Genomic DNA, 25,297 nt, shown 5'->3' with positions numbered 1-25,297 from the left:
TTTTTTTTGTCTGGGATCCGGGGGCTGAGAAATAGCACATTGGCACGATATGCCCCCCTCCCCAATGGGGAGAGGGAAACGAGCGATGCTACATATCGTGCTACAGATTCGGGGAATTAATACGCCTGCGCGATGCGGGCCAAACCGGCTTCCAGGGAACTCACTTCACCGGTCGCCAGCAGGCAGCAGGCCATCTGAATTTTCAGCGACTGCGGTACCGGCTCAACGCCCGCCACGCAGCGTTCAATCCACTGGGCGGTCGTTTGCGGATCTTTTGCCATGGGCAGCGCCACTGGCGTATCCGCCTGCTCGCTCTGACGTTCGTTCACCACCCGCGCACCCGCGGCGTCTATCAGGGTAATCTGAGGGCAGCGCAGCGGATTCGCGTACACTTCGCCTTCCGTACCGTGCATCAACAGGCTTCGCCCGCCAATATCACTGAAGAACTTCGCCACTTTTCCCACGTATTCCGGATGCGAAACGCTGGACAAGCGCAGCGCCGCATCTTCAGCGAACGGCGTTGCCAGTTTGGCCAGCGTATGCGCGCTGTTACGCACGCCAAGCTGCCAGCGCAGGTTCAGCTGACGCTCCAGCGGCGGGCAGAGTGCGCCGACTGGAATATAAACGGGCTGATGGCCGTCAAGCTTCGCCTGTGCCTGGCCCGCATGACGGGTAGGTTCAATGCCCATTAGCTCAAAAATAGTTTCCGTAATCACGCGAGTCGGATCTTCACTGACCCCGTGCACTACCACCGGAAAGCCCAGCTTGTGCAGCAGCATCGCTAACAGCGGCGTCAAGTTGGCCTGCTTACGCGCACCGTTATAGCTCGGAATGACTATCGGCATAGGTTTACCTACCGGCGGCGTCAAATGCATCGTTTTCTGCTGCATCGCCTCATAGAAGCCGAGCATTTCCGCCTCACCTTCCCCCTTAATGCGCATCGACAGCAGGATGGCGCCCATTTCCAGATCCGCAACGTCACCATCAAGCATTCGGGTATACAGACCGCGCGCGGTATCATGATCCAGGTCGCGGGCATGATTTTTACCACGACCGATTTCTTTGATGATTTTGCGATAATCCATTTTCTGCTCCTTTGCTCATCGTAGGCCGGCAAGGCGAAGCGCCATCCGACAATGTGCGGCGGCCGCCTGATGGCACTTCGCTAATCAGGCCTACACCGGGCTACCGTTTTTTACGGCGTGAGGGTTTAGCTTTCTGTTTTACTTCCGGCGCTTCCCGACGTTCAATCGGGAAAACCGGTAACGCATCCAGTAAACGCTTACCGTAGTTTTTGGTCAACAATCGCTTGTCGTAGATGATCACTTCCCCCCAACAGCCGTGGCTACGAATTAATCGCCCCACCTGCTGAATCAGGTTAAATGACGCGCTCGGCAGGCTTTGCACCTCAAAGGGATAGCGATTGAGGCTTTTGAGCCATTCCCCCTCGGTGATGACCACCGGGCTGTCGATGGGCGGAAAAGCGATCTTGTGGATGTGCACCTGGCTTAGCAGCTCGCCTTTTAAATCCAACCCCTCGGCAAACGATTGTAGCCCAACCAACACGCTGCGCTCGCCGCTCTCAACGCGCTTGCGATGTAGCTCCACCAGCCGATAGCGCGGCTGGTCGCCCTGCACCAGCAGCATTAGCCGCAGGTCGGTCACGTGCTCAAGGAAACGCTGCATCGCCCGCCCGCTGGCGAACAGCACCAGCATGCCATGGTGTTTCTTACTCTCAACCTGCTCGCGAAAATAGGCCGCCATTTCGGCAATATGCTGCTCTTCGTTTTCCATCAGCGGCTCGTAGCGCATCTGCGGGATCACGATTTTTCCCTGCTCGACGTGGTTAAACGGCGAGTCCAGCGCCACAAAGCGGTCGCCCGCTTTCTCTTTCAGGCCGCTCATTTCCTGCAACCGCGAGAAGCTATTCAATGAGCGCAATGTGGCCGATGTCACCACAATATGCGGCACGCTGCGCCACAGCAGGCGTTCAAGCTGGTCGCTGACGCGAATACCGACGCAGTGGAACCAGACGTGCATCTGCCCATCGCGCACGTCGCGGGTCGCCCACTTGGTGACCGGCGCGCCCGATGCCTGCGAAAGCGACGCCAGACGCCAGAGCTTACTCTGGGACTCAAACATGCCCAGCGCACGGTTCATCTGCAGGATAACCCGGTGCAGACGCACAATATCGTGGCTGCCGGTTTTCTCACTGAGATCGTTTAAGAACAGCTCCGCCAACCCGCGCAGCATTTCCGTGAGCTTAGCCAGGCGCTGACATATCTCCATGACCTCGTCCGGCAGTACCCCCATCGGGAAGCGGTGCTCGGCTTCCTGGGTCGCGGGCAGATACAAATTAAGGATGTTGTTCAGCGACGCAATAAGCTCATACAGTTCTTCACAGTGCGCGGTCAGACGTTCCGGCAATGCCAGCGGCGGCGTGGTTTTTGGGCGGAACTGCTCCATGCATGTCGCCACCAGCTTGCTGAACAGATCGAGCTGTAGCCGGTACCACGGCGCGGTAATTTCGGCGCTCATCTCCAGCGCATCGCGTGCCACGTCCGGCAGGTGGTGGCCTTCATCAAGCACCAGCAGCAGGTTTTTCGGTTCCGGCAGTACCGCTTCGCTCTCCATCGCCGCCATCACCAGCGCATGGTTAGCCACTACCACTTCGGCTTCCTGAATCTCGCGGCGCGCGACAAAAAAGGGGCATTCGCGGTAGTAATGACAGTTACGGTTCAGACAGCTGGCTTTATCTGTGCTGAGCCGCCGCCACAAATCGTCGTCAATGGCGACATCCGTATGATCGCGCAGACCGTCCCACTTATAGCCGTCGAGGTCGCCCTTGAGCTTCGCACAACGCTTCTGTTCTTCCTGGTTGCTCGGCGTCAGCTCATCATCAAGAAACGCGAGCAGATCCTGCTGGTTCGGTTCGGTACTGGCCAGCGCCGCAAGGTTACGCGGGCAGACGTAGCGGCCACGACCGAAGGCGGCGGTAAAACGCAGATCGGGGATAATTTTGCGCAGCAGCGGCAGATCTTTACTGTAGATCTGATCCTGCAGCGCCACGTTGGCGGTGCTGACCACCAGCGTTTTTTGTTCTTCTCGGGCAATCGCAATGCCGGGAATCAGATAGGACAAGGTTTTCCCGACGCCGGTTGGCGCTTCAATCGCCAGGTGCCGCCCTTCTTCCCCGGCAAGCGTTTTGGCGACGTCCGCAATCATCTGCCGCTGCGGCGCACGGGGGATAAAGTCGGGGATCTGTTCCTGAAGCGCCTTGTACCAGGCGGCGATTTGCGCTTTCAGCGCGGCGGTCAAAGCCATGAGAAAACCTGAGATACTGTATAAACAGCCACTATTGTGGCATTTTCTGTACGCTGTCGCAAAAAAGAAAGCCCGGCTTTCGGCCGGGCTCGCAATTTACTGTGCTGCTGCGGGTTTACGCGGGCGACGCGGCGGGCGCGGCTTATCACCAGCCGGTTTTCCCTCCGCACTGCGCGGCCTGGCTTTCGGCGCACCGCCGTCGTTGCGACGCGGCTGCTGACTACGGCCCGCCCCCTGGCCTTGACCCTGGCTCTGACCGCGACCGCGGCCAGCGCCGTTGCCACCGCCACGCTGCTGGCGACCGTTCTGAATCGGCTCGGCCTTAATGGACGGGTCCGGCTCGTAGCCCGGCAGCGCAATACGCGGAATTTCTTTCTTCAGCAGGCGCTCGATATCACGCAGCAGTTTGTGTTCATCGACGCAAACCAGCGACAGCGCTTCTCCGGTCGCCGCCGCGCGGCCTGTACGGCCAATACGATGAACGTAATCTTCCGGCACGTTCGGCAGCTCGTAGTTCACCACGTGCGGCAGCTCTTCAATATCCAGGCCACGCGCGGCGATGTCGGTGGCGACCAGCACGCGAATATCGCCGGATTTAAAATCGGCCAGCGCACGCGTGCGCGCACCCTGCGATTTATTACCGTGGATGGCGGCGCTGCGGATGCCGTCTTTATTCAACTGCTCCGCCAGGTGGTTAGCACCGTGTTTGGTACGGGTAAACACCAGCACCTGTTGCCAGTTGCCTTCGCCAATCATCTGCGACAGCAGCTCGCGCTTACGCTTTTTATCCACCATGTGAACGTGCTGTGTTACCTGCTCGGAAGCGGTATTACGGCGCGCCACTTCAATTTCCAGCGGGTTATGCAGCAGTTTTTCCGCCAGACCTTTAATGTCATCGGAGAACGTTGCGGAGAACAGCAGGTTCTGACGCTTCGCCGGCAGCTTGGTCAATACGCGGCGAATGTCGTGGATGAAGCCCATATCGAGCATACGGTCCGCTTCATCGAGCACCAGAATTTCGACCTGATCCAGCTTCAGCGCATTCTGATGCTCCAGATCCAACAGACGGCCCGGCGTGGCGACCAGCACGTCTACGCCGCCGCGCAGCTTCATCATCTGCGGGTTGATGCTCACGCCGCCGAACACCACCAGCGAGCGGATGTTCAGGTATTTACTGTATTCACGCACGTTTTCGCCAATCTGCGCCGCCAGCTCACGGGTGGGGGTGAGGATCAGCGCACGCACCGGGCGACGGCCCTTCACGTGCGGCTCGCGGGAAACCAGCAGTTGCAACAGCGGCAGAGTAAAGCCTGCGGTTTTACCGGTGCCGGTTTGCGCGCTGGCCATCAAATCACGGCCCTGCAGTACCGCAGGAATCGCCTGCTGCTGGATGGGGGTGGGTTCGCGGTAGCCTTGCTCAGCAACGGCACGCAAAATATCGGGGTTCAGTCCGAGAGAATCAAAAGACATAAGTACTCCACACCCACCCCGACCGCATGCGGTGTAGTTTTCGAGGGGATAAAAAACAGGTAATGACAAAAACCACAATGTCATGAAGGGGCGGAGTGTAGCAGTTTTTGTGATTCACCGCATAAATTATCCCCTTCGCGGTAGAAAACAAGATTATTCACCAGACTGGACAAGCGCAAAAACCCGGCATAATCTTAATCAATCGTTTGATTAACTTTGGTGGTGCCATGACGACCACACCGATAACCAGCAAAGGCGAGCAGGCCAAAAGCCAGCTCATCGCCGCCGGGCTCGCCCAGTTTGGCGAGTACGGCCTGCACGCCACCACCCGCGATATTGCCGCTCAGGCCGGGCAGAATATTGCCGCCATCACCTACTATTTTGGCTCAAAAGAAGATTTATACCAGGCCTGCGCCCAGTGGATAGCCGACTTTATCGGCGAAAACTTTCGCGCCCATGCCGAAGCCGCCGAGCAGCTGTTTGCCCAGCCGCAGCCGGACAGAGAGGCCATGCGCACCCTGATCCTTCGCGCCTGCCAGAACATGATCTTACTGCTGACCCAGGACGATACCCTTAACCTCAGCAAATTTATCTCTCGCGAGCAGCTGTCGCCGACCGCCGCTTACCAGCGTATCCACGATCAGGTCATTGCCCCGCTGCACGCGCACCTGACTCGCCTGATTGCCGCCTATACCGGCTGCGATGCTAACAGTACGCAGATGATCCTCCACACCCACGCCCTGCTGGGCGAAGTGCTGGCGTTTCGCCTCGGGCGAGAAACCATCCTGATGCGCACCGGCTGGACGCAGTTTGACGCCGACAAAGCTGAGCAAATTTTCCAGGTAGTAACCTGCCATATCGATCTGATCTTGCAAGGATTAACGCAAAGGAGCCTCAACTCATGAAAAAACCGGTGGTTCTGATTCTGGCGGTGGTGGTCATCGTCGCGCTGATTGGCGGCGGCACGTGGTGGTACCAGAGTCGGCAAAACAACGGCCTGACGCTCTATGGCAACGTGGATATTCGTACTGTGAATATGAGCTTCCGCGTCGGCGGCCGCTTGCAGTCGTTGACGGTCGACGAAGGCGACGCCATCAAGCAGGGGCAGATCCTCGGTCAACTGGACCAGGCGCCTTATGAAAATGCCCTGATGCAGGCCAAAGCCAACGTCGCGACGGCGCAGGCGCAGTACGACCTGATGATGGCGGGTTATCGGGCGGAAGAAATTGCCCAGGCCGCGGCCTCGGTGAAACAGGCGCAAGCGGCCTATGACTATGCGCAAAGCTATCTCCAGCGCCAGCAGGGGTTATGGAACCGAAAACTGCTGTCAGCCAACGATCTGGAAAACGCCCGCTCGTCCCGCGACCAGGCGTTGGCGACGCTGAAATCGGCACAGGATAAACTCAGCCAGTATCGTGCGGGGAATCGTCCGCAGGAAATTGCCCAGGCGAAAGCCAATCTGGAGCAGGCGCAGGCGCAGCTGGCCCAATCCACTCTCGACCTGCATGACACGGTACTGACCGCCCCCTCTGACGGCACTCTGCTCACCCGCGCGGTAGAGCCGGGCAGCATGCTGAGCGCAGGCAGCACCGTCCTGACCCTCTCCCTCACCCGCCCGGTGTGGGTCCGCGCCTATGTGGATGAGAAAAATCTCAACCAGGCGCAGCCGGGTCGAGAAATTCTGCTTTATACCGACGGCCGCCCGAATAAGCCGTATCACGGCAAAATTGGTTTTGTCTCCCCGACCGCGGAGTTTACCCCGAAGACGGTTGAGACGCCGGATCTGCGTACCGACCTGGTCTACCGTCTGCGTATTATCGTCACCGACGCCGATGACAGCCTGCGCCAGGGGATGCCCGTCACGCTTCAGTTCAACGAAGAACCGCGCCATGAGTGACGGCCAGATTCAGCTACGCGGGCTGGTCAAACGCTTCGCCGGCATGGATAAACCGGCGGTCGCCCGGCTGGACTGCACCATCAACGGCGGCTATGTGACCGGCCTTGTCGGTCCCGACGGCGCGGGGAAAACCACGCTGATGCGCATGCTCGCCGGGCTGCTGAAGCCGGACGAAGGCAGTGCGACCGTGCTCGGGCTGGATCCGATTGCCGATGACAGCGCGCTGCATTCGGTGCTGGGCTATATGCCGCAAAAATTCGGCCTGTATGAAGATTTAACGGTGATGGAGAACCTTAATCTCTATGCCGATCTGCGCAGCGTAACCGGTGACGTCCGCGAGAAAACCTTTGCCCGGCTGTTGGAATTTACCGCACTGGGGCCGTTTACCGGGCGGCTGGCGGGAAAACTCTCCGGCGGTATGAAGCAGAAGCTGGGGCTGGCCTGTACGCTGGTTGGTGAGCCAAAGGTGTTGCTGTTAGATGAACCGGGCGTCGGCGTCGACCCCATCTCACGACGTGAACTCTGGGAGATGGTGCACGAGCTGGCGGGTGACGGCATGCTGATCCTCTGGAGTACCTCGTACCTCGACGAAGCCGAGCAGTGTCAGGACGTGCTGCTGATGAACGAAGGCGAGCTGTTGTATCAAGGGGAACCCACCGCCCTCACCCGCACCATGGCCGGACGCAGCTTCTTAATGCACAGCCCGGCGGAAAATAACCGCAAGCTGCTGCAACGGGCGCTGAAACAGGAGATGGTCAGCGACGGCATGATTCAGGGCCGTTCGGTACGCGTGATCCTCAAAAAATCGGCCACCGCCGAGGCGCTAAAGCAGGCGCCGGGCATGCCTGAACTGGAGATGGAAGAAACCGCGCCGCGATTTGAGGATGCCTTTATTGACCTACTGGGCGGCGCGGGCACATCGGAATCCCCGCTGGGCGCCATTCTCCACACCGTTGACGGCTCGCCGGATGAAACGGTGATTGAAGCCAAACAGCTCACCAAAAAATTCGGCGATTTTGCCGCGACTGACCACGTTAACTTCGCCGTCAAGCGCGGCGAGATCTTCGGCCTGCTGGGGCCGAACGGCGCAGGAAAATCCACCACCTTCAAGATGATGTGCGGTCTGCTGGTGCCCACCTCCGGCAATGCGCTGGTGCTGAACATGGACCTGAAGGTCAGCTCGGGTAAGGCACGTCAGCATCTGGGCTATATGGCGCAGAAATTTTCGCTGTACGGCAACCTCACCGTCGAACAGAACCTGCGTTTCTTTTCCGGGGTGTACGGCCTGCGCGGCCGCGCGCAGAACGAAAAAATCGACAGCATGAGCAACGCTTTCGGCCTGAAAGCCATCGCGCGCCACACCACCGACGCGCTGCCGCTGGGGTTTAAGCAGCGCCTGGCGCTGGCCTGCTCGCTGATGCACGAGCCGGATATTCTGTTCCTCGATGAACCCACCTCGGGCGTAGACCCTCTCACCCGCCGCGAATTCTGGCTGCATATCAACAGCATGGTGGAAAAAGGGGTCACGGTGATGGTCACCACCCACTTTATGGATGAGGCGGAATACTGCGATCGTATCGGCCTGGTCTATCGCGGTAAGCTGATTGCCAGCGGCACGCCGGACAATTTAAAAGCGCAGGCCGCAGACGCGCAGCAGCCGGACCCGACCATGGAACAGGCCTTTATCACGCTGATTAACGACTGGGATAAGGAGCATGCCGATGAGCGCTAAGATGCTGTCCTGGCGGCGCGTGCGCGCGCTGTGCGTGAAGGAGACGCGGCAGATTGTTCGCGACCCGAGCAGCTGGCTGATTGCGGTGGTGATCCCGCTATTGCTGCTGTTTATCTTCGGCTACGGTATTAATCTCGACTCCAGCAAACTACGCGTCGGCGTGCTGCTGGAGCAGCAGAGCCAGGAGGCGCTGGACTTCACCCATACCCTTACCGGCTCACCGTATATTGATGCCGCCATCAGCGATAATCGCCAGCAGTTGATTGAAATGATGCAGGCCGGGCGTATTCGCGGCCTGATCGTCGTACCGGTTGATTTTGATAAGAAGATGGCCCGCGTTGGCGACGACGCGCCGATTCAGGTGATTACCGATGGCAGTGAACCGAACACCGCCAACTTTGTGCAAGGCTACGTTGAGGGTATCTGGCAAATCTGGCAGCAGCAGCGCGCCGAGGATAACGGCCAGGACTTCCAACCGCTTATCGACGTGCAGACCCGCTATTGGTTTAACCCGGCGGCCATCAGCCAGCATTTTATTATTCCCGGCGCGATCACCATTATTATGACGGTTATTGGCGCGATTCTGACCTCGCTGGTCATTGCCCGCGAATGGGAGCGCGGCACCATGGAAGCGCTGCTTTCCACCGAAGTGACCCGCGTCGAGCTGCTGCTGTGTAAGCTGATTCCCTACTATTTCCTCGGCATGCTGGCGATGCTGCTGTGCATGCTGGTGTCAGTGTTTATTCTCGGCGTGCCGTACCGCGGCTCGCTGGTGATCCTGTTTTTCATCACCAGCCTGTTTTTGCTCAGCACCCTCGGTATGGGGCTGCTGATTTCCACCATCACCCGCAATCAGTTTAACGCCGCCCAGGTGGCGCTGAACGCCGCGTTTCTGCCGTCGATTATGTTGTCCGGGTTTATTTTCCAGATAGACAGTATGCCCGCGGCCATTCGCGTGGTGACCTATATCATCCCGGCGCGCTATTTTGTCAGCACCCTGCAAAGCCTGTTCCTGGCGGGTAATATTCCCGTGGTGCTGATGATCAACACCCTGTTTTTAATCGCTTCGGCGGTGATGTTTATTGGCCTGACGTGGATGAAAACCAAACGTCGGTTGGATTGATCATTGTGCTCGTATTTTGCCCGGCGGCGCAACGCTGACCGGGCTGACGAGCCCTGTAGGTCGGGTAAGCGCAGCGCCACCCGACATGAGGACAGCACTATGTTTTATCGCTTATGGACGCTTATCCGCAAAGAGCTACAGTCGCTGCTGCGCGAGCCGCAGACCCGCGCCATTCTGATTATGCCGGTGCTGATCCAGGTGCTGTTGTTTCCCTTTGCCGCCACGCTGGAAGTGACCAACGCCACCATCGCCGTCTATAACGAAGACAACGGCAAGCACGCCGTTGAATTAACCCAGCGCTTCGCCCGCGCCAAAGCCTTCACCCACGTGCTGCTGCTGAGAAGCCCGCAGGAGATCCAGCCAACGCTCGACACCCAAAAAGCATTGCTGCTGGTGCGCTTCCCGGCCGATTTTTCCCGTAATCTCGACACGTTCCATACCGCGCCGATGCAACTGCTGCTCGACGGACGTAACTCCAACAGCGCGCAGATTGCCGCTAATTATCTGCAGCAAATCGTTAAAAACTACCAACAGGAGCTGATGGAGGGGAAAGCAAAGCCGAACAACAGTGAACTGGTGGTGCGCAACTGGTACAACCCGAATCTCGACTACAAGTGGTTCGTGGTGCCCTCGCTGATCGCCATGATCACCACCATCGGCGTGATGATCGTCACCTCGCTGTCGGTAGCTCGCGAGCGCGAACAGGGTACGCTGGATCAGCTGCTGGTCTCCCCGCTCGCCACCTGGCAAATTTTTGTCGGTAAAGCAGTGCCCGCGCTGATCGTCGCCACGTTCCAGGCCACTATTGTGCTGGCCATCGGCATCTGGGCCTATCAGATTCCTTTCGCCGGTTCGCTGGCGCTGTTTTATTTCACGATGGTGATTTACGGGCTATCGCTGGTCGGGTTCGGGCTGTTGATTTCCGCGCTATGTTCAACGCAGCAGCAGGCGTTTATCGGCGTGTTCGTCTTTATGATGCCCGCGATTCTGCTGTCAGGCTATGTGTCGCCGGTCGAGAACATGCCGGTATGGCTCCAGCATTTAACGTGGATTAACCCAATTCGGCACTTTACCGATATTACCAAGCAGATTTATTTGAAGGATGCGAGTCTGTCGATTGTTTGGGGGAGCCTGTGGCCGCTACTGTTTATAGCGGCCACGACGGGATCAGTGGCGTACGCGATGTTTCGCCGCAAGATCGCCTGAGGTTTTTTCTTTCACCAGCAGCGAGAACACGGCTGGACCGGCAAGAATAGCCAGACCGGCCACCGCCAGCAGGTAGTTATTTTGCAGCACGCGCGACAGCAGCCAGACGACAATCATCGCCGCGCCAAAATACCAGGTGGTGGTCAACTCTTCGAGCACATCGGCGACGTCTCGCCAGCGCTGCTCGTGGTGACGCTGTAGCGCCAGCATCAGTAAAACGGTAACGGCATACACGACGCAGAGACCCAGGCCAACGCGCACCAGCGCGCCGCTCATCCAGCCCATCACCAGCACGGCGACGACCAGCAAATGCAACATAATCTGCCAGCAACTTAGCCCCGTTGCGACACGAACTCGTTGTTGCCACTTCATGGCTTCTCTCCTGAAGAATTTTATTTGCTTATTCAGAGTACCCGAGTGTACGGAAAATTCCGTAAATGTGGTGCTTTTTGTGACGTTGGTGTCACTTTTTCGCTCAGGAAGAGAGCAATTTGTCTATTTTTAGCGCAATCAGTGCCACCAGAAACCGGAAAGAATGTCCATCACGCACATTAACAGTCGACGGTAAAATGCAATCACGCTGAGGTATATCATCATCGCGCCCAGCACAATGCAGCGAGGCAGGGTGTAAAATTCGTCGGCGTACAGTTTACGTGCGTAGCCGTGCAGCGTGTCTTTTTCACAACCGGCCGTTACCGCCCATAGCACAACGGTAACGTGGCTGTAGAACCAGCGCGATGGGCAGCTATCCAGCAGGCTGTTTACGGTCATCGCGATCAGCGTACCGCAGACGATCATGATAATAATTTGCCTGACGCTGCCTGGATTCATATCAACGCACCAGCAAAGGCAGGCGCTGACGGCAAACATCGCGCCGGTAATCCCCAGTACGACTACAACTCCCTGCCATGTAAAAAGATTGCCCGAGAAAATGCCCGCCAGCGCAATAAATGCCAGATAAAAAACAACCGCTGCGGCCGTGCTTAATCGACGGAGTGATTCCATTAAATAGTGCCCACCCACGATCAGTAGTAAAAACGCGCCGAAAATAGCGCCGGGGTGAAGCTCAAGCGCAAAAGCCTCGCAGTAGATGACCGTCACCCACGTCAGCGCTGCCGTTGCCCATAAACCGGCGGCGGTGAGCAGCCAGACGCCGATCATCATTTTGGCGGGGATAACGGTGATTTGATGCTGCCGGATGGCGGAGAAGATGGGCATAAGGGGCTTCCGTGTCGATTTGGCTGATGGCTTAATCTGGCACGGTTGCCCATCGGCAAGCTGCTTTTAATGTGCGTTTGGCATCTGAATGAAATCCGAAAAAAATCCCGGAACCAGTCCGGGATCGTTTAACTCACTCAACCTACCTAGCGGCGGTTACCAAAAATCCGCAGCAGCATCAGGAACAGGTTAATGAAGTCGAGGTACAGCGTCAGCGCGCCGAGAATGGCGTATTTACGCAGGTTCGACGAGTCGCGCACGTCAATTTGTTCGCCGATGTTTTTCAGCTTCTGGGTGTCGTAAGCCGTCAGACCGACGAAGATCACCACGCCAATATAAGTAATCGCCCACATCAACGCGTCGCTTTTCAGCCAGAAGTTGACCAGCGAGGCCAGCACGATACCAATCAGCCCCATAAACAGCATGCTGCCGAGGCCGCTTAAATCACGCTGGGTGGTGTAGCCGTAGAGGCTCATGATACCGAACATTCCGCCGGTCACCACGAAGGTGCTGGCGATAGATGAATAGGTGTAGACGATAAAAATGCTCGATAGCGTCAGCCCGGTGAGCGCCGAGTAAAGCATAAACAGCGTGGTCGCCATTCCCGCACTTAAACGCTGCACCATGCCGGAAAGCACGAATACCAGCGCCAGTTGGGCGATGATCAGGCCGAAGAAGGTGATTTTGCTGGAGAAAACAAACATCATCACCGCCGGCGTGTTCGCCGCGTACCACGCAATAAACGCGGTCAGCAGCAGCCCGCAGGTCATCCAGCCGTAAACCTGCGCCATATAGGTTTGCAGGCCGCTACGGGCCTGCACGATTGAATCAGAGCGAGGGAATCGATCCATGACGTTCTCCTGAATTAATGAAAGCCTAAAGTAAGTGTAACGCTACCAACGCTCGGCTGCCTGTTTATCGCTGTCGCGCGCTTCCACCCAACGCTCGCCTTCCGGCGTGGCTTCACGCTTCCAGAAGGGCGCGCGGGTCTTTAGATAGTCCATGATAAATTCACCGGCGTCAAAGGCGCTGCCGCGATGGGCGCTGGTGACGCCGACGAAGACAATTTCTTCGCCCGGCCACATCTCGCCAATGCGGTGAATCACCGTGACGCGGCCCAGCGGCCAGCGTTCACGGGCGGCATCGACGATTTCCGCCAGCGCTTTTTCGGTCATACCCGGGTAGTGTTCGAGGCTCAGCGCCTTCACGCTGTCGCCGAGATTATGGTTACGCACCTTGCCGGTAAACGTCACCACCGCGCCATCTTCATCGCGTTCAGCCAGCCAGGGATATTCATCGCCGACGCTAAAGCGTTCATGACGAACGATAATACGGGTTTCGCTCATTTTAGCCTCCCGTCACCGGCGGGAAAAACGCCACTTCATCACCATCGGTGACCGGATGATCGAAGCTGACCAGCGTTTGGTTCACCGCCGCCAGCAGCTTGCCCTCTTCCAGAGCCAACGACCAGCGCCCTTCCTGCGCGGCCAGATGCTGGCGCACGGCTTCCACATTGGCAAACTCAGGCGCTAGCGCCAGCGAGTCCACGCCCACCAGCTCACGAACCTGAGCAAAAAACAGCACATTAATCATGAGTATCCGCCTTGAAATCGCCCGATTTACCGCCGCTTTTCGCCAGCAGGCGGACCGGGCCAATAACCATATCTTTTTGCACCGCTTTACACATGTCATAGATGGTCAACGCCGCGACCGATGCGGCGGTCAGCGCCTCCATTTCGACACCGGTTTTCCCGGTGAGGCGACAGAGTGATTCGATGCGCACCCGGCTGTGTTCCGGCTCCGCCAGCAGGTTAACTTCCACCTTGCTCAGCATCAGCGGATGACACAGCGGGATAAGGTCCCAGGTGCGCTTAGCCGCCTGAATCCCGGCGATACGCGCGGTGGCGAACACATCGCCCTTGTGGTGGCTGCCTTCAATAATCATCGCCAGGGTTTCCGGCTGCATGGTGACAAACGCTTCAGCGCGCGCTTCGCGGACGGTTTCGGTCTTGGCGGAGACATCCACCATGTGGGCTTCACCCGCTGCGTTAATATGGGTCAGTTGCGACATCGTTTATTTCTTCAGATGAGGGTGGAAGTTACACGGACGGGTACGAGCATCCAGCTGCGGGGCAATAATGTTATCCCACGCGGTGCGGCAGGCTTTGGTCGAACCCGGCATCGCAAAAATCAGCGTCCGGTTGGCCATCCCGGCAACGGCGCGCGATTGCAGCGTGGCGGTACCAATCTCCTCGAAAGAGAGCATGCGGAACACTTCGCCAAAGCCTTCGATTTCGCGGTCAAACAGCGGCTGCAGCGCTTCCGGCGCCTGATCGCCGTCGGTCAGCCCGGTGCCACCGGTGATCAACACCACCTGGACATCGTCGCGGGCAATCCAGGCAGAAACCTGGGCACGAATCTGATAGCGGTTCTCTTTGACGATCGCCTTATCAACAATCTGATGCCCGGCCTCGTGGGCTGCATCGCGCAGGAAGTGCCCGGAGGTGTCGTCCTCCTCGCCGCGACGATTGGAAACAGTAAGAATAGCAATGCGTGTCGGGATAAATTCAGCGCTCACCTGACTCATTTAATAGCTCCTTGATGACGAATTATCCGCCGATATAGGATAAATTCTGGGTAATGCCGGTATTGCCCTGGTGCAGGAAGTGGGTCTGTTTTTTATGCGTCAGGGCTTCGGCAATACGCTCTTCCAACGCCTGCTGCTGGGCGTCGTCGGCCAGCAGTTCGCGCAGATCAACGCCGCCGTCGCCAAACAGGCACAGATGCAGCTTCCCAACGGACGATACGCGCAGACGGTTACAGCTGGCGCAGAAGTCTTTTTCATACGGCATGATTAAGCCGATTTCCCCTTCATAGTCGGGGTGACAGAAGACCTGCGCCGGGCCGTCGCTGCGCTGACGGATCTGATGGATCCAGCCGCGCTTGAGCAGTTCGTCGCGCAGCACCATGCCCGAGATATGGTGCTTGCGGAACAGTTCGCTGCCCTCGCCGGTTTCCATCAGTTCAATAAAGCGGAGTTGAACACGGCGCGGTTTGATCCACGCCAGAAAGGTGTCGAGCTGGTGATGGTTCACGTCGCGCATCAGCACGGTGTTGACCTTCACTTTTTCAAATCCTGCGGTGAAGGCAGCATCGATGCCGTCCATCACCTGGCGGAATTTGTCCTGACCCGTGATGGCGTGAAACTGACGCGCATCAAGGCTATCTACGCTCACGTTGAGTGCCGTCAACCCGGCATCACGCCAGGCAGCAACATCGCGCGCCATGCGATAACCATTGGTGGTCACGGCAATCTGGCGGATAGAGGTGTTTTCTTTTACGGCGGCGATGACGTCGGTAAAGTCACGACGCAACGACGGCTCGCCGCCGGTCAGACGCACTTTTTCGGTGCCCAACGCCGAAAAGGCGCGCGTCACCCGGCGAATTTCGTCCAGCGACAGAAATCCTTTGTTGGTGACCCCATTCGGCTGGTAGCCGTTCGGCAGGCAATAGGTGCAACGGAAGTTGCAGACGTCGGTAATCGACAGGCGCAGATAGAAAAACCTACGCGCAAACGCATCGGTGAGTTGTAAAGCCATAGACACCTTTCCAAATACGGGAGGCGAGATCATTTCTTCCTTCGCCCTGGCAACGGTGTGACCCGTTGCGGCCAAAGCACCTTATTTTTCAACTTAGGCGCAGAGGCTAGAGTGTTTTGTTCAGCCTGTTTTACACAGCGCGCTGAACCAGGTTATGCCGAATAGTAGCGCGAGAATAACAGTTTCGCCATTTTCGCTTTCGCTATATAAACTCATACATAGCGCAATGATCGTGCACTTTCCCTACAGAATACGTAAAAATCACGTTTTTGCATTGATATACGTCATTTTGACCGGTACAGAGCATCGTCTTTTAGAGGTAGTTAGGCTAATGTAAGCGGGTTTTCAGGACATAAGGAAGTAGTATGCGCAATCGCACTTTTGCCGATCTCGACCGCGTGGTGGCGCTGGGCGGCGGTCACGGCCTTGGACGCGTGATGTCATCTCTGTCATCGCTGGGTTCCCGCCTTACCGGTATCGTCACCACCACGGATAATGGCGGGTCTACGGGGCGCATTCGTCGTTCAGAGGGCGGCATCGCCTGGGGCGACATGCGTAACTGTCTTAATCAGTTAATTACCGAACCCAGCGTGGCTTCGACCATGTTTGAGTATCGTTTTGGCGGCAACGGTGAACTTTCCGGGCATAACCTTGGAAACTTGATGTTAAAGGCGTTAGATCACCTGAGCGTACGCCCTTTAGAGGCGATCAATTTAATCAGAAACCTACTGAAAGTTGAGGCGTCTTTAATCCCGATGTCCGAACAGCCGGTCGATTTGATGGCAATCGATAGCGAGGGGCATGAAATCTATGGCGAAGTGAATATCGATCAGCTGACGCTGCCGCCGCAGGAGCTGATGCTGACCCCGTCAGTGTCCGCTACCCGCGAAGCGGTACAGGCCATCGCCGAAGCCGATTTAATTCTCATCGGGCCCGGTAGTTTCTACACCAGTCTGCTGCCAATCCTGCTGCTACCAGATATCGCTCAGGCCATGCGCCGCACGCCTGCGCCGATGGTCTACATCGAAAACCTGGGTCGCGAGCACAGCCCGGCGGGCAACCTGACGCTCGCTGACCGCCTTCATCTGCTGGAGCATTACATTGGCAAACCGGTAATTGATGCCGTGATTGTCGGTCCGAAAGCAGACATCAGTGGCACAGAGGGTAAATTGGTTATCCAACAGCCGCTGGAGGCCAGCGACATACCGTACCGCCACGATCGCACCCTGCTTCGTGCGGCTCTGGAAGAGGCGCTTCAGGCCTTTGGCCGCGTTTCCTTAAAATCTTAAGGTTGTCTTAAAATAGAACGGGCAGCATAGCGAGCATCAATCTTCTTAGGTTACCGTTATGCTTCGCCTGTTACGTAAACGTCCCGTTGTCAGTCGTCTGACCTACATTATTCTGTTCGCGCTGTATATTGCTCTGGCGCTGAACGTCGTTTTTTATCGTCAGGCCTTTAGCCTGCTGCCGGTAGACAGCCTGCACAATACCCTCGTATTCCTGAGCATGCCGGTAGTCGCTTTTGCGGTGATGGCAATTTGTCTGGCGATTGCGTCGGTTATTCGACTTGAGAAGGTCCTCGTCACGCTGTTTATTCTGCTCAGCGCCAGCGCACAGTATTTTATGAAGAATTACGGTGTGATTATTGACCGTTCAATGATCACCAATATCTTCGATACCACACCCGCCGAGAGCTACGCGCTGCTCTCTGGTCAAATGATTGTCGTGCTGGGTTTAACCGCCCTGCTGTTTATTGCCCTGGCGTGGTGGATTAAAATTAAACCGGCGGCAAATCTGTGGCGTGGCGCATTAATGCGCGTCGGTACCGTCCTGGCTTCAGCACTGTTAATCGTGCTGGTTGCAGGCCTGTTTTATAAAGATTACGCCTCGCTGTTCCGCAATAATAAAGAGCTGGTGAAATCGTTGAACCCATCAAACAGTATTGTGGCGCTCAACTCCTGGTATTTTCACCACAAGATGGACAACCTGCCGTTGGTAAAAATCGGTGAAGACGCGCAGCAAAAAGCCGTCATGAAAAACGGTCCGCGTAAGAACTTAACGATTATTGTTCTTGGGGAGACCTCGCGCGCCGCAAACTTCTCGCTGGGCGGTTACGATCGCGACACCAACCCACTGTTAGCGAAAGATAACGTGGTCTATTTCCCGAAAACCACCTCTTGCGGTACAGCAACGGCGGTTTCGGTTCCCTGTATGTTCTCCAATATGCCGCGAGCTCGCTATGATGAGTCTTTAGCCCATCATCAGGAAGGCCTGCTCGATATTATTCAGCGCGCGGGAATTCAGGTGCTGTGGAACGACAACGACGGTGGTTGTAAAGGCGCCTGTGACCGCGTACCGCATCAGGATATGACGGCGATGAAGTTACCGGGCCAGTGCATTGACGGCGAGTGCTATGACGACGTGCTGTTCCACGACTTAGAAAAAACCATCGACAGCATGCAGGGTGACGGCGTGATTGTGCTGCACACCATCGGCAGCCACGGCCCGACCTATTACAACCGTTACCCACCGCAGTTCCGTCGTTTTACGCCAACCTGCGATACCAGCGAAATTCAGTCTTGTTCTCAGGAACAGCTGAAAAATACCTACGACAACACCATTCTGTACATCGATTATATTGTCGATAAAGCGATTAAACTGCTGCAATCAAAGCAGGATAAATTTACCACCAGCCTGGTTTATCTTTCCGACCACGGCGAGTCGTTAGGTGAAAATGGCGTTTATCTGCACGGCTTACCGTATTCTATTGCGCCAGAAACGCAAAAACATGTGCCGATGCTGTTATGGTTATCCGATGATTATCAAAAACGCTATGGCGTGAACTACGATTGCCTGCAAAAACAGGCCAAAGAAAATGACTATTCACAGGATAATCTGTTCTCTACCGTACTGGGTATGACCGGCGTAGAGACAAAGGAATATCATGCAGCGGATGATATATTAGCGACCTGCAAATAGAGGCAAACAGATGAAAATATTAGTCGTTGAAGATGACACGCTGTTACTGCAGGGGCTGATTCTGGCCATGCAGAGTGAAGGATACGCCTGCGACGGTGTTGCCACCGCGCAGCAAGCGGCGCTGAGTCTTGCCAATGGCCACTATAGCCTGGTGGTATTGGATCTTGGTCTGCCGGATGAGGACGGGCTGCATTTTCTGCATCGCATGCGTCAGGAAAAAATGAGCACCCCGGTACTGATTCTGACCGCCCGCGATACCCTGGAAGACCGCGTCAGCGGCCTGGATACCGGTGCCGACGACTATCTGATCAAACCCTTTGCGCTCGAAGAGCTCAATGCCCGCATTCGTGCGCTGCTGCGCCGTAATCTCAATCAGGGCGATAACGAGGTGACGGTCGAAAATCTGCGCCTTAACGTCACTCGCCGCCAGGTCTGGCTGGACGGCGAACTGCTGGAGCTGACGCCTAAAGAGTACGCCCTGCTCTCCCGCCTGATGCTCAAGGCCGGCAGCCCGGTGCACCGCGAGATTCTCTACAACGATATCTACAACTGGGATAATGAACCGGCGACCAACACGCTGGAAGTGCATATCCACAATCTGCGTGACAAAGTGGGTAAAGCCCGTATTCGTACGGTGCGCGGCTTTGGCTACCAACTGGTTAATTCCAGCACGACGGAGTAACGCATGGCGATGTTCTCCGTTCGTCAATGGCCGATGCGCCACCAGCTGCTGCTGGCGATTGGCCTGATTCTGATCGTATTCCAGCTTATCAGCGTGTTCTGGCTCTGGCATGAGAGTAAAGAGCAGATCGAGCTGGAAGTGGCGATGCTGATCCACAATCACAACAACGTGAAACATATCCGCCACGAGGTTCGTGAAGCAATCGCCAGCCTGCTGGTGCCAAGCGTGGTGATCATCGGGCTGGCGCTGTATCTGTGTCTACAGGCGGTCAAACGTATCACTCGCCCGCTGGCTGACCTGCAACAAGAGCTGGACCGCCGTACCCCGGGGAATTTACAGCCCATTTACCTGCAGCAGACCACCGTTGAGGTTGAAGCAGTCACTAAGGCTATCAACCAACTTGTGGAAAACCTGACCCAAACGCTCGATCGTGAACGCCTGTTCACCGCCGACGTGGCCCATGAGCTACGTACCCCGCTGGCGGGGCTGAAACTGCATCTGGAGCTGCTGGAGAAAACCCAGAAACTGAGCCTTGCGCCGCTGATTCAGCGTCTGGATCAGATGACCGAAAGCGTGGCACAACTGCTGCTGCTGGCGCGGGTCGGCCAGTCGTTTTCAGCGGGAAGCTATCAGCAGGTGAATTTGCTGAGTGATGTGCTGGAACCGCTTAAAGATGAGCTGGAAACGATGCTGGAGGTTCGGGCGCAGAAGTTAGTCATTGCCGAGCCAACGCCCACGGTAACCGTTGCCGGTGATGCAACGCTGCTGCGCCTGATGGTTCGCAATCTGGTGGAAAATGCGCATCGCTACAGTCCACAATCAACCACCATTACGCTTTCGCTGGTGAAAGACAGCAAACCGATGTTGATTGTGCAAGATGAAGGTCCAGGAATAGATGAGTCGAAGGTGGGCGAACTTAGTCAGGCCTTTGTCCGCATGGACAGCCGCTATGGCGGCATTGGCCTCGGGTTAAGCATCGTGACACGCATTGCCCAGCTGCATGAAGCCGCATTCTTCCTGCAAAACCGCGAGGACACCACCGGAACGCGGGCATGGATAGAGTTTTTACCGACAAAGCGCTAAAACGCCTCAGTAGGTCAGCACCCAGTGGCTCAGGAAGCCGGCAACGATGGCAACGGAGACGAGTAAGGTAAATAACTGCTGGAAATTCAGATTCGACATGACGCTACCCCTAATGATTTTACGGATAGTATCAGCAGAATAGATTAAGTGAACCTTAAGGCAGGTTGCGGGCTCGTGATGGCTGCCGCAATTTAGATAAATAATGCCCGATACGTCACAGTAGGCCGGATAAGGCGCTTGCGCCGCCATCCGGCACCTGTGCCGAATGGCCCGATAGCGCTAACGTTTATCAGGCCTACTCGTCGATATTTTCGCGGCGGATCACGACGTCGCGATAAACAGCTCGCGCAGCTGGTGCAGGCGATCGCGAATTTCTGCGGCTTCTTCAAACTCGAGGTTCTGCGCGTGTTTCAGCATCTGAGCCTCCAGCGTTTGAATCTGCTGCTGGAGCGCCTTCGGCGTCAGCGCCTGCACATCCGGCTCAACGATTGGCGACGCAGAACGAGACTTGCCGCGGCCCTTCGCTTTCGTCTTCGCCAGCCCTTCACCCATTGCCAGAATATCGACAACGTCTTTGACCAGCCCCTGCGGCACGATGCCGTGCTCTTCGTTGTAGCGCTCCTGCTTCTCGCGGCGGCGTTCCGTTTCGCCAATGGCCTTCGCCATCGATGGGGTAATCTTGTCGCCGTAGAGAATGGCTTTACCGTTGATGTTACGCGCGGCGCGGCCAATGGTCTGAATCAGCGAGCGTTCCGAACGTAGGAAGCCCTCTTTGTCGGCATCGAGAATGGCCACCAGCGAGACTTCCGGCATATCCAGGCCTTCACGCAGCAGGTTGATCCCCACCAGCACGTCAAACTCGCCCAGACGTAAATCACGAATGATCTCCATACGTTCGACGGTGTCGATATCGGAGTGCAGGTAACGTACGCGTTCACCGTGTTCTTCGAGATATTCCGTCAGGTCTTCCGCCATGCGTTTGGTCAGGGTCGTCACCAGCACGCGTTCGTTGATAACCGAGCGCTTGCGAATTTCTGACAACAGGTCATCCACCTGAGTCGCCACCGGGCGTACCTCAATCAACGGGTCAAGCAGCCCGGTTGGACGCACCACCTGGTCGATAACTTCGCCGCCGGATTTCTCCAGCTCGTAGTTACCCGGCGTTGCTGAAACATAGATGGTTTGCGGCGCCAGCGCTTCAAATTCTTCGAACTTCAGCGGGCGGTTGTCGAGCGCCGACGGCAGACGGAAGCCGTACTCAACCAGCGTCTCTTTGCGCGCCCGGTCGCCGCGGTACATGCCGCCAATTTGCGGAATGGTAACGTGCGATTCATCGATCACCAGCAGACCGTCAGCCGGCAGATAATCGAATAAGGTCGGCGGCGGTTCACCCGGCCCGCGCCCGGAAAGGAAGCGCGAGTAGTTTTCAATGCCCGAGCAGTAGCCAAGCTCGTTCATCATTTCAAGATCGAACTGGGTACGCTGGCTCAGACGCTGCTCTTCGAGCAGCTTGTTGTTGTCGAGCAGCACCTTGCGGCGCTCTGCCAGCTCAACCTTGATATCTTCCATCGCCTGGACAATGCGCTCACGCGGCGTGACGTAGTGCGATTTCGGGTAGATGGTGAAGCGCTGAATGGTTGACTCGACGTGCCCGGTTAGCGGATCGAACAGCGAGAGGCGCTCGACCTCTTCATCAAACAGCTCAACGCGCAGCGCCAGATCGTCAGACTCTGCCGGGAAGATATCAATCACCTCGCCGCGTACGCGGAAGGTCGCGCGCTGGAACGCCTGATCGTTGCGGGTGTACTGCAGCTCAGCCAGACGACGCAGGATCGAACGCTGGTCGATAATCATGCCGACCGTCAGGTGCAGCATCATTTTCAAATAGAGATCGGGATCGCCCAGGCCGTAAATCGCCGACACCGATGCCACCACCACCACATCGCGGCGTTCGAGCAGCGCTTTGGTGGCGGACAGACGCATCTGCTCAATATGTTCGTTCACCGAGGCGTCTTTTTCGATAAACGTGTCTGAGCTGGGAACATAGGCTTCTGGCTGGTAGTAATCGTAGTAGGAGACAAAATACTCCACCGCGTTTTCCGGAAAGAATGCCTTCATTTCGCCATAGAGCTGGGCGGCCAGCGTTTTGTTCGGCGCCAGCACCATCGTCGGACGCTGCAGATCGGCAATGACGTTGGCCACGGTAAAGGTTTTTCCCGACCCGGTTACGCCCAGCAGCGTCTGGTGCGCCAGGCCATCCTCCAGCCCTTCTTTCAGGCGTGAGATGGCCAGCGGCTGGTCGCCGGAAGGACTGAACGCGGAATGCAATTTAAAGGGTTTACTCATGGGCAACGCTACCTGATAACGGATGGGTCGGGCTGGAGATTAATTCTACTCGCCGCCTGCCAAATTGCCAATAAAAAACACTGGATATAAAAACAGTAATCCATTATCGTATTTTGAGCAAAACAGGTTGCGGCATGCGTCACAGGCGAAAATTTATCCTCTGACAACATAAAACACCACTCGAACCGGGTTATCCCCAGAACTTTTTCTCTTTTAACATTTGTCAATATCGGTCATGAAAGTTTTATGGCAATCCGCAGCACTTTTTATTACGCCATTGCTTTTATGTATCTTATTGATTATTAATAAAAAGATAGAAAAGCCGCCTTTCGCATCAATTCAGGCGCAGGCCGCATGTTCTCTCGTTTACCGCTAGTTTTCTAACTCTAATACACAGGGTTATCCACAGGAATAGTGGATAACTGCCGCTAGCCCCTATCCCTCGCCACCCGGCGGTTTGCGCAACTTCCTGTCAACGTGAAATCAAAAAAATATTTTCTCGCCAATTTTGATATGCATCAGCGAAAAAGCACACGCGTTTTATCCATAACAGTGTGCTTTTCCTTACGTTTTCTGCGGGTTATAGCTTACGAATGAAGATAGCCCGCGAGAGAAAAAACAGAATAAAAAAGCGGTCTATAACGCGCTCAAATCGAGATAGCCGCCAAGGGGCCGATCGTCAACCGACTCGCCAAGCCATGGAATTTCACCCAGCATCGGGGCTGGCAGCATTCTCTGGAGGGTGCAGAGATACTCAGCGTGGCGACGTCCCGGCGGAACGACATCATTAGCAATCCAGCCAGCCAATCGCAGACCGGCCTGCTGTACTGCCTGAGCGGTTAGCACGGCGTGGTTGATACAACCTAGCTTTACGCCAACGACCAGAATAACCGGCAACTGCTCGTCACGAACCCAGTCGGCGAGCGTCAGCGTGGGCGAGAGCGGCGTGAACCAGCCGCCAGCGCCTTCCACCAGCACCCAATCGGCCTGCGCCTCTAAGGCACGCAACCCCGCCGATAGCACGCTGGCCTCAATAGGCCGCTGTTCATCGGCGCTCACGATATGCGGTGACGTGGGTTCCGCAAAGGTATAGGGGTTCACCTCTTCATAGCGCAGCGGTAGTACGCTGTTACGCTGGAGCGCCAGCGCATCGCTGTTGCGCAACCCCTCGTCGGTCATTTCACTGCCCGACGCCACCGGCTTATAGCCCACGGCGCAACGCCCCAGCAGGCGTGCGGCCTGCAATAGTGCAGTGCTGGCAACGGTTTTCCCGACTTCCGTATCGGTTCCGGTTACATAAAAACGTTCAGTCACGTGTGATGATTCCTGTGAAAAGATGGTAGGTCAGCGGACAAGCGCCCCCCAGCTTCGGCCACGCCAGCTGGAGCTGCTGGAGCCTGCCGCGGGTGAGCGGCTGGCGGCTGCGCCCTTGATGAAGGTGCGTTGCGCCAATCCCCTTTAACGAGCGCATCGCGCTCAGCGCATCGGGGAAAGAAAGGATGATGGAGGTGGCCTTGCTATAGCCAGAATAGGCCGCCAGCGCCTCGCGCAGCGTCGCTTCAGGCAGGAAGCGATTGGCGTGCGGGAGGCTGTCGAGTGCCTGCCACGCCTGATTCAACTCTGGCAGCGAACCGGCCGTCAGCGTGGTAAATGCCAGCGTGCCGCCGGGGGCGAGCTGGCGATAAAGCCCAGCCAGCGCCGCACGCAGGTCGCTGCACCACTGAATAGCCAGATTGCTCCACGCTAAATCAAAGCCGCCGGCGGGCAGCGGAATATCTTCAATATCCGCCAGCAGGTACGCATCCGCCGCCTGCTGTAAACGCGCCTGCTGCAGCATCTCCGCCGAGAGATCCAGTGCGGTAACGTGGCTGCCCTGCTCGCGCCAGTAGCGGCTGTAGCTCCCCGGCCCACAGCCGGCGTCGAGTACGCGGGGAAACGCCCGCGCCGGCAGCTGGGACAGCAGCTGCGCGGCGCTAAGACGCTGTAACTCGTCGTGTTGCTGATAAGAAGACGCCGCGCGGCCAAACGCCGCGGCGACCGCCTGTTTATCCACGCTCGCCATGCAAAACCTCCAGCAGATGAGCAATGTCCTGCGCGTCATGCGCGGCAGTGAGCGTCAGGCGCAAACGCGCGGTGCCAGCGGGCACCGTCGGTGGACGAATAGCCGTCACCCAGCAGTCCTGCGCACGTAAGCGTTCGGCTAACCGCAGCGTGTCTGCGTTATCACCGACGATCAGCGGCTGAATGGCGCTCTGCGAGCCGCTCAGTTCGTAGGCCAGCCCTTGAGCTCCATGGCGAAACGCCGCAATATGCTGGGCCAGAATGTCACGCCGCTGTTGGCCGTCATCGCTCTGAATGACCGCCAGCGCCGCCTGTAACGCTTGCGCCTGGGCAGGCGGCATCGCGGTGCTGTAAATCAGGTGGCGGGCGAACTGGATGAAATAGTCGGCGACCGCCTGGCTGCAAAGCACCGCCGCGCCGCTGAGGCCAAAGGCTTTGCCGAAAGTCACCACCAGTAGCTCCGGCTTAACGCCCTGCTGAGAGCAACTGCCGCGTCCATTTTCACCGACTACGCCAATACCGTGCGCATCGTCGACCATCAGCCACGCATCGGCGGCGCGCGCCGCGGCGGCAACCT

24 protein-coding genes and 1 riboswitch are annotated in these 25,297 nt (G+C 56.8%); of the genes, 9 read left to right on the top strand and 15 right to left on the bottom strand.

From position 1 onward, the window contains the following. Positions 1–116: 116 nt before the first annotated feature. The 3 genes from ybiB to rhlE all read right to left on the bottom strand — a co-directional run bounded on the left by ybiB (position 117) and on the right by rhlE (position 4,794). Positions 117–1,085 carry a DNA-binding protein YbiB gene (gene ybiB, locus M989_RS20770; RefSeq protein ID WP_064548462.1) on the bottom strand — a complete coding sequence of 323 codons (969 nt, stop codon included), beginning with the start codon at positions 1,083–1,085 and terminating at the stop codon, positions 117–119. Positions 1,086–1,185: 100 nt separating this feature from the next. Further along, on the bottom strand, positions 1,186–3,324 hold the full coding sequence (gene dinG, locus M989_RS20765) for an ATP-dependent DNA helicase DinG (protein ID WP_064548460.1): 2,139 nt from the start codon (positions 3,322–3,324) through the stop codon (positions 1,186–1,188). A 96-nt stretch (positions 3,325–3,420) separates the two neighbouring features. Next, positions 3,421–4,794, bottom strand: a complete 1,374-nt coding sequence (gene rhlE / locus M989_RS20760) for an ATP-dependent RNA helicase RhlE (protein WP_064548458.1) — start codon at positions 4,792–4,794, stop codon at positions 3,421–3,423. 227 nt (positions 4,795–5,021) lie between these two features. On the opposite strand from rhlE, the gene cecR reads away from it, so the two are divergent. From cecR to M989_RS20735, 5 genes are all read left to right on the top strand, one after another. Further along, complete coding sequence (gene cecR, locus M989_RS20755) at positions 5,022–5,699, top strand: transcriptional regulator CecR (RefSeq protein ID WP_064548456.1); 678 nt, start codon at positions 5,022–5,024, stop codon at positions 5,697–5,699. Beyond that, positions 5,696–6,691, top strand: a complete 996-nt coding sequence (gene hlyD / locus M989_RS20750) for a secretion protein HlyD (protein WP_064548454.1) — start codon at positions 5,696–5,698, stop codon at positions 6,689–6,691. Before cecR ends, hlyD begins: the two co-directional genes overlap by 4 nt. Continuing rightward, positions 6,684–8,423: an ATP-binding cassette domain-containing protein gene (locus M989_RS20745; RefSeq protein WP_064548452.1), complete on the top strand. Its 1,740-nt coding sequence runs from the start codon at positions 6,684–6,686 to the stop codon at positions 8,421–8,423. Before hlyD ends, M989_RS20745 begins: the two co-directional genes overlap by 8 nt. Beyond that, positions 8,413–9,546, top strand: a complete 1,134-nt coding sequence (locus M989_RS20740; protein ID WP_064548450.1) for an ABC transporter permease — start codon at positions 8,413–8,415, stop codon at positions 9,544–9,546. The genes M989_RS20745 and M989_RS20740 overlap by 11 nt, the downstream gene beginning before the upstream one ends. 99 nt (positions 9,547–9,645) lie before the next feature. After that, complete coding sequence (locus M989_RS20735) at positions 9,646–10,752, top strand: ABC transporter permease (RefSeq protein ID WP_064548448.1); 1,107 nt, start codon at positions 9,646–9,648, stop codon at positions 10,750–10,752. Here the strand turns inward: M989_RS20735 and M989_RS20730 are convergent. The 8 genes from M989_RS20730 to moaA all read right to left on the bottom strand — a co-directional run bounded on the left by M989_RS20730 (position 10,714) and on the right by moaA (position 15,569). Continuing rightward, positions 10,714–11,124 carry a YbhQ family protein gene (locus tag M989_RS20730; protein ID WP_064548446.1) on the bottom strand — a complete coding sequence of 137 codons (411 nt, stop codon included), beginning with the start codon at positions 11,122–11,124 and terminating at the stop codon, positions 10,714–10,716. The genes M989_RS20735 and M989_RS20730 overlap by 39 nt on opposite strands. Positions 11,125–11,262: 138 nt before the next feature. Beyond that, positions 11,263–11,970, bottom strand: coding sequence for a Bax inhibitor-1 family protein (locus M989_RS20725; protein WP_064548445.1), 708 nt, complete (start codon positions 11,968–11,970; stop codon positions 11,263–11,265). A 146-nt stretch (positions 11,971–12,116) separates the two neighbouring features. Beyond that, entirely contained in the window at positions 12,117–12,821 is a 705-nt protein-coding gene (locus tag M989_RS20720; RefSeq protein WP_064548443.1) for a Bax inhibitor-1/YccA family protein, read from the bottom strand. A 42-nt stretch (positions 12,822–12,863) separates the two neighbouring features. Then, positions 12,864–13,316: a molybdopterin synthase catalytic subunit MoaE gene (moaE, locus tag M989_RS20715; protein ID WP_064548441.1), complete on the bottom strand. Its 453-nt coding sequence runs from the start codon at positions 13,314–13,316 to the stop codon at positions 12,864–12,866. A 1-nt stretch (position 13,317) separates the two neighbouring features. After that, positions 13,318–13,563 (bottom strand): molybdopterin synthase sulfur carrier subunit, encoded by a 246-nt coding sequence (gene moaD, locus M989_RS20710; protein ID WP_064548439.1) that lies wholly within the window; start codon positions 13,561–13,563, stop codon positions 13,318–13,320. Beyond that, positions 13,556–14,041 carry a cyclic pyranopterin monophosphate synthase MoaC gene (gene moaC / locus M989_RS20705; protein WP_064548437.1) on the bottom strand — a complete coding sequence of 162 codons (486 nt, stop codon included), beginning with the start codon at positions 14,039–14,041 and terminating at the stop codon, positions 13,556–13,558. The genes moaD and moaC overlap by 8 nt, the downstream gene beginning before the upstream one ends. Positions 14,042–14,044: 3 nt before the next feature. Then, a complete protein-coding gene (gene moaB / locus M989_RS20700; protein WP_064548435.1) occupies positions 14,045–14,557 on the bottom strand; it encodes a molybdenum cofactor biosynthesis protein B in 513 nt (170 codons plus the stop codon). Between the two features lie 22 nt (positions 14,558–14,579). Further along, positions 14,580–15,569, bottom strand: coding sequence for a GTP 3',8-cyclase MoaA (moaA, locus tag M989_RS20695; protein ID WP_064548433.1), 990 nt, complete (start codon positions 15,567–15,569; stop codon positions 14,580–14,582). Beyond that, positions 15,557–15,693: riboswitch (molybdenum cofactor riboswitch) on the bottom strand. It overlaps the preceding gene by 13 nt. A gap of 241 nt (positions 15,694–15,934) precedes the next feature. Here moaA and yvcK point away from each other — a divergent pair. Genes yvcK through pmrB form a run of 4 tightly spaced genes read left to right on the top strand, consistent with a single transcriptional unit; the run spans position 15,935 to position 20,313 of the window. Then, positions 15,935–16,858: a uridine diphosphate-N-acetylglucosamine-binding protein YvcK gene (yvcK, locus tag M989_RS20690; protein WP_064548431.1), complete on the top strand. Its 924-nt coding sequence runs from the start codon at positions 15,935–15,937 to the stop codon at positions 16,856–16,858. Positions 16,859–16,916: 58 nt separating this feature from the next. Continuing rightward, on the top strand, positions 16,917–18,548 hold the full coding sequence (gene eptA, locus M989_RS20685) for a phosphoethanolamine transferase EptA (protein WP_064548429.1): 1,632 nt from the start codon (positions 16,917–16,919) through the stop codon (positions 18,546–18,548). Positions 18,549–18,558: 10 nt separating this feature from the next. Next, positions 18,559–19,230, top strand: coding sequence for a two-component system response regulator PmrA (gene pmrA / locus M989_RS20680; protein WP_064548427.1), 672 nt, complete (start codon positions 18,559–18,561; stop codon positions 19,228–19,230). Positions 19,231–19,233: 3 nt separating this feature from the next. After that, entirely contained in the window at positions 19,234–20,313 is a 1,080-nt protein-coding gene (pmrB, locus tag M989_RS20675) for a two-component system sensor histidine kinase PmrB (protein ID WP_064548425.1), read from the top strand. Between the two features lie 321 nt (positions 20,314–20,634). Here the strand turns inward: pmrB and uvrB are convergent, their stop codons facing one another. The 4 genes from uvrB to M989_RS20650 all read right to left on the bottom strand — a co-directional run. Next, positions 20,635–22,659, bottom strand: coding sequence for an excinuclease ABC subunit UvrB (gene uvrB, locus M989_RS20665; protein ID WP_064548421.1), 2,025 nt, complete (start codon positions 22,657–22,659; stop codon positions 20,635–20,637). Positions 22,660–23,295: 636 nt separating this feature from the next. Then, positions 23,296–23,973: a dethiobiotin synthase gene (bioD, locus tag M989_RS20660; protein WP_064548419.1), complete on the bottom strand. Its 678-nt coding sequence runs from the start codon at positions 23,971–23,973 to the stop codon at positions 23,296–23,298. Continuing rightward, positions 23,966–24,721, bottom strand: a complete 756-nt coding sequence (gene bioC / locus M989_RS20655) for a malonyl-ACP O-methyltransferase BioC (RefSeq protein ID WP_064548417.1) — start codon at positions 24,719–24,721, stop codon at positions 23,966–23,968. Before bioC ends, bioD begins: the two co-directional genes overlap by 8 nt. After that, positions 24,705–25,297: aminotransferase class I/II-fold pyridoxal phosphate-dependent enzyme (locus tag M989_RS20650; RefSeq protein WP_157093585.1), on the bottom strand; the 593-nt coding region annotated here is incomplete at its 5' end. The genes bioC and M989_RS20650, both read right to left, overlap by 17 nt.

Origin of the sequence: Kluyvera georgiana ATCC 51603 (genome assembly GCF_001654985.1) — a bacterium.
GTDB lineage: Bacteria > Pseudomonadota > Gammaproteobacteria > Enterobacterales > Enterobacteriaceae > Kluyvera > Kluyvera georgiana.
Note: the sequence above shows the minus strand (reverse complement) of the source record. Positions and strands in the feature narration are given on the sequence as shown.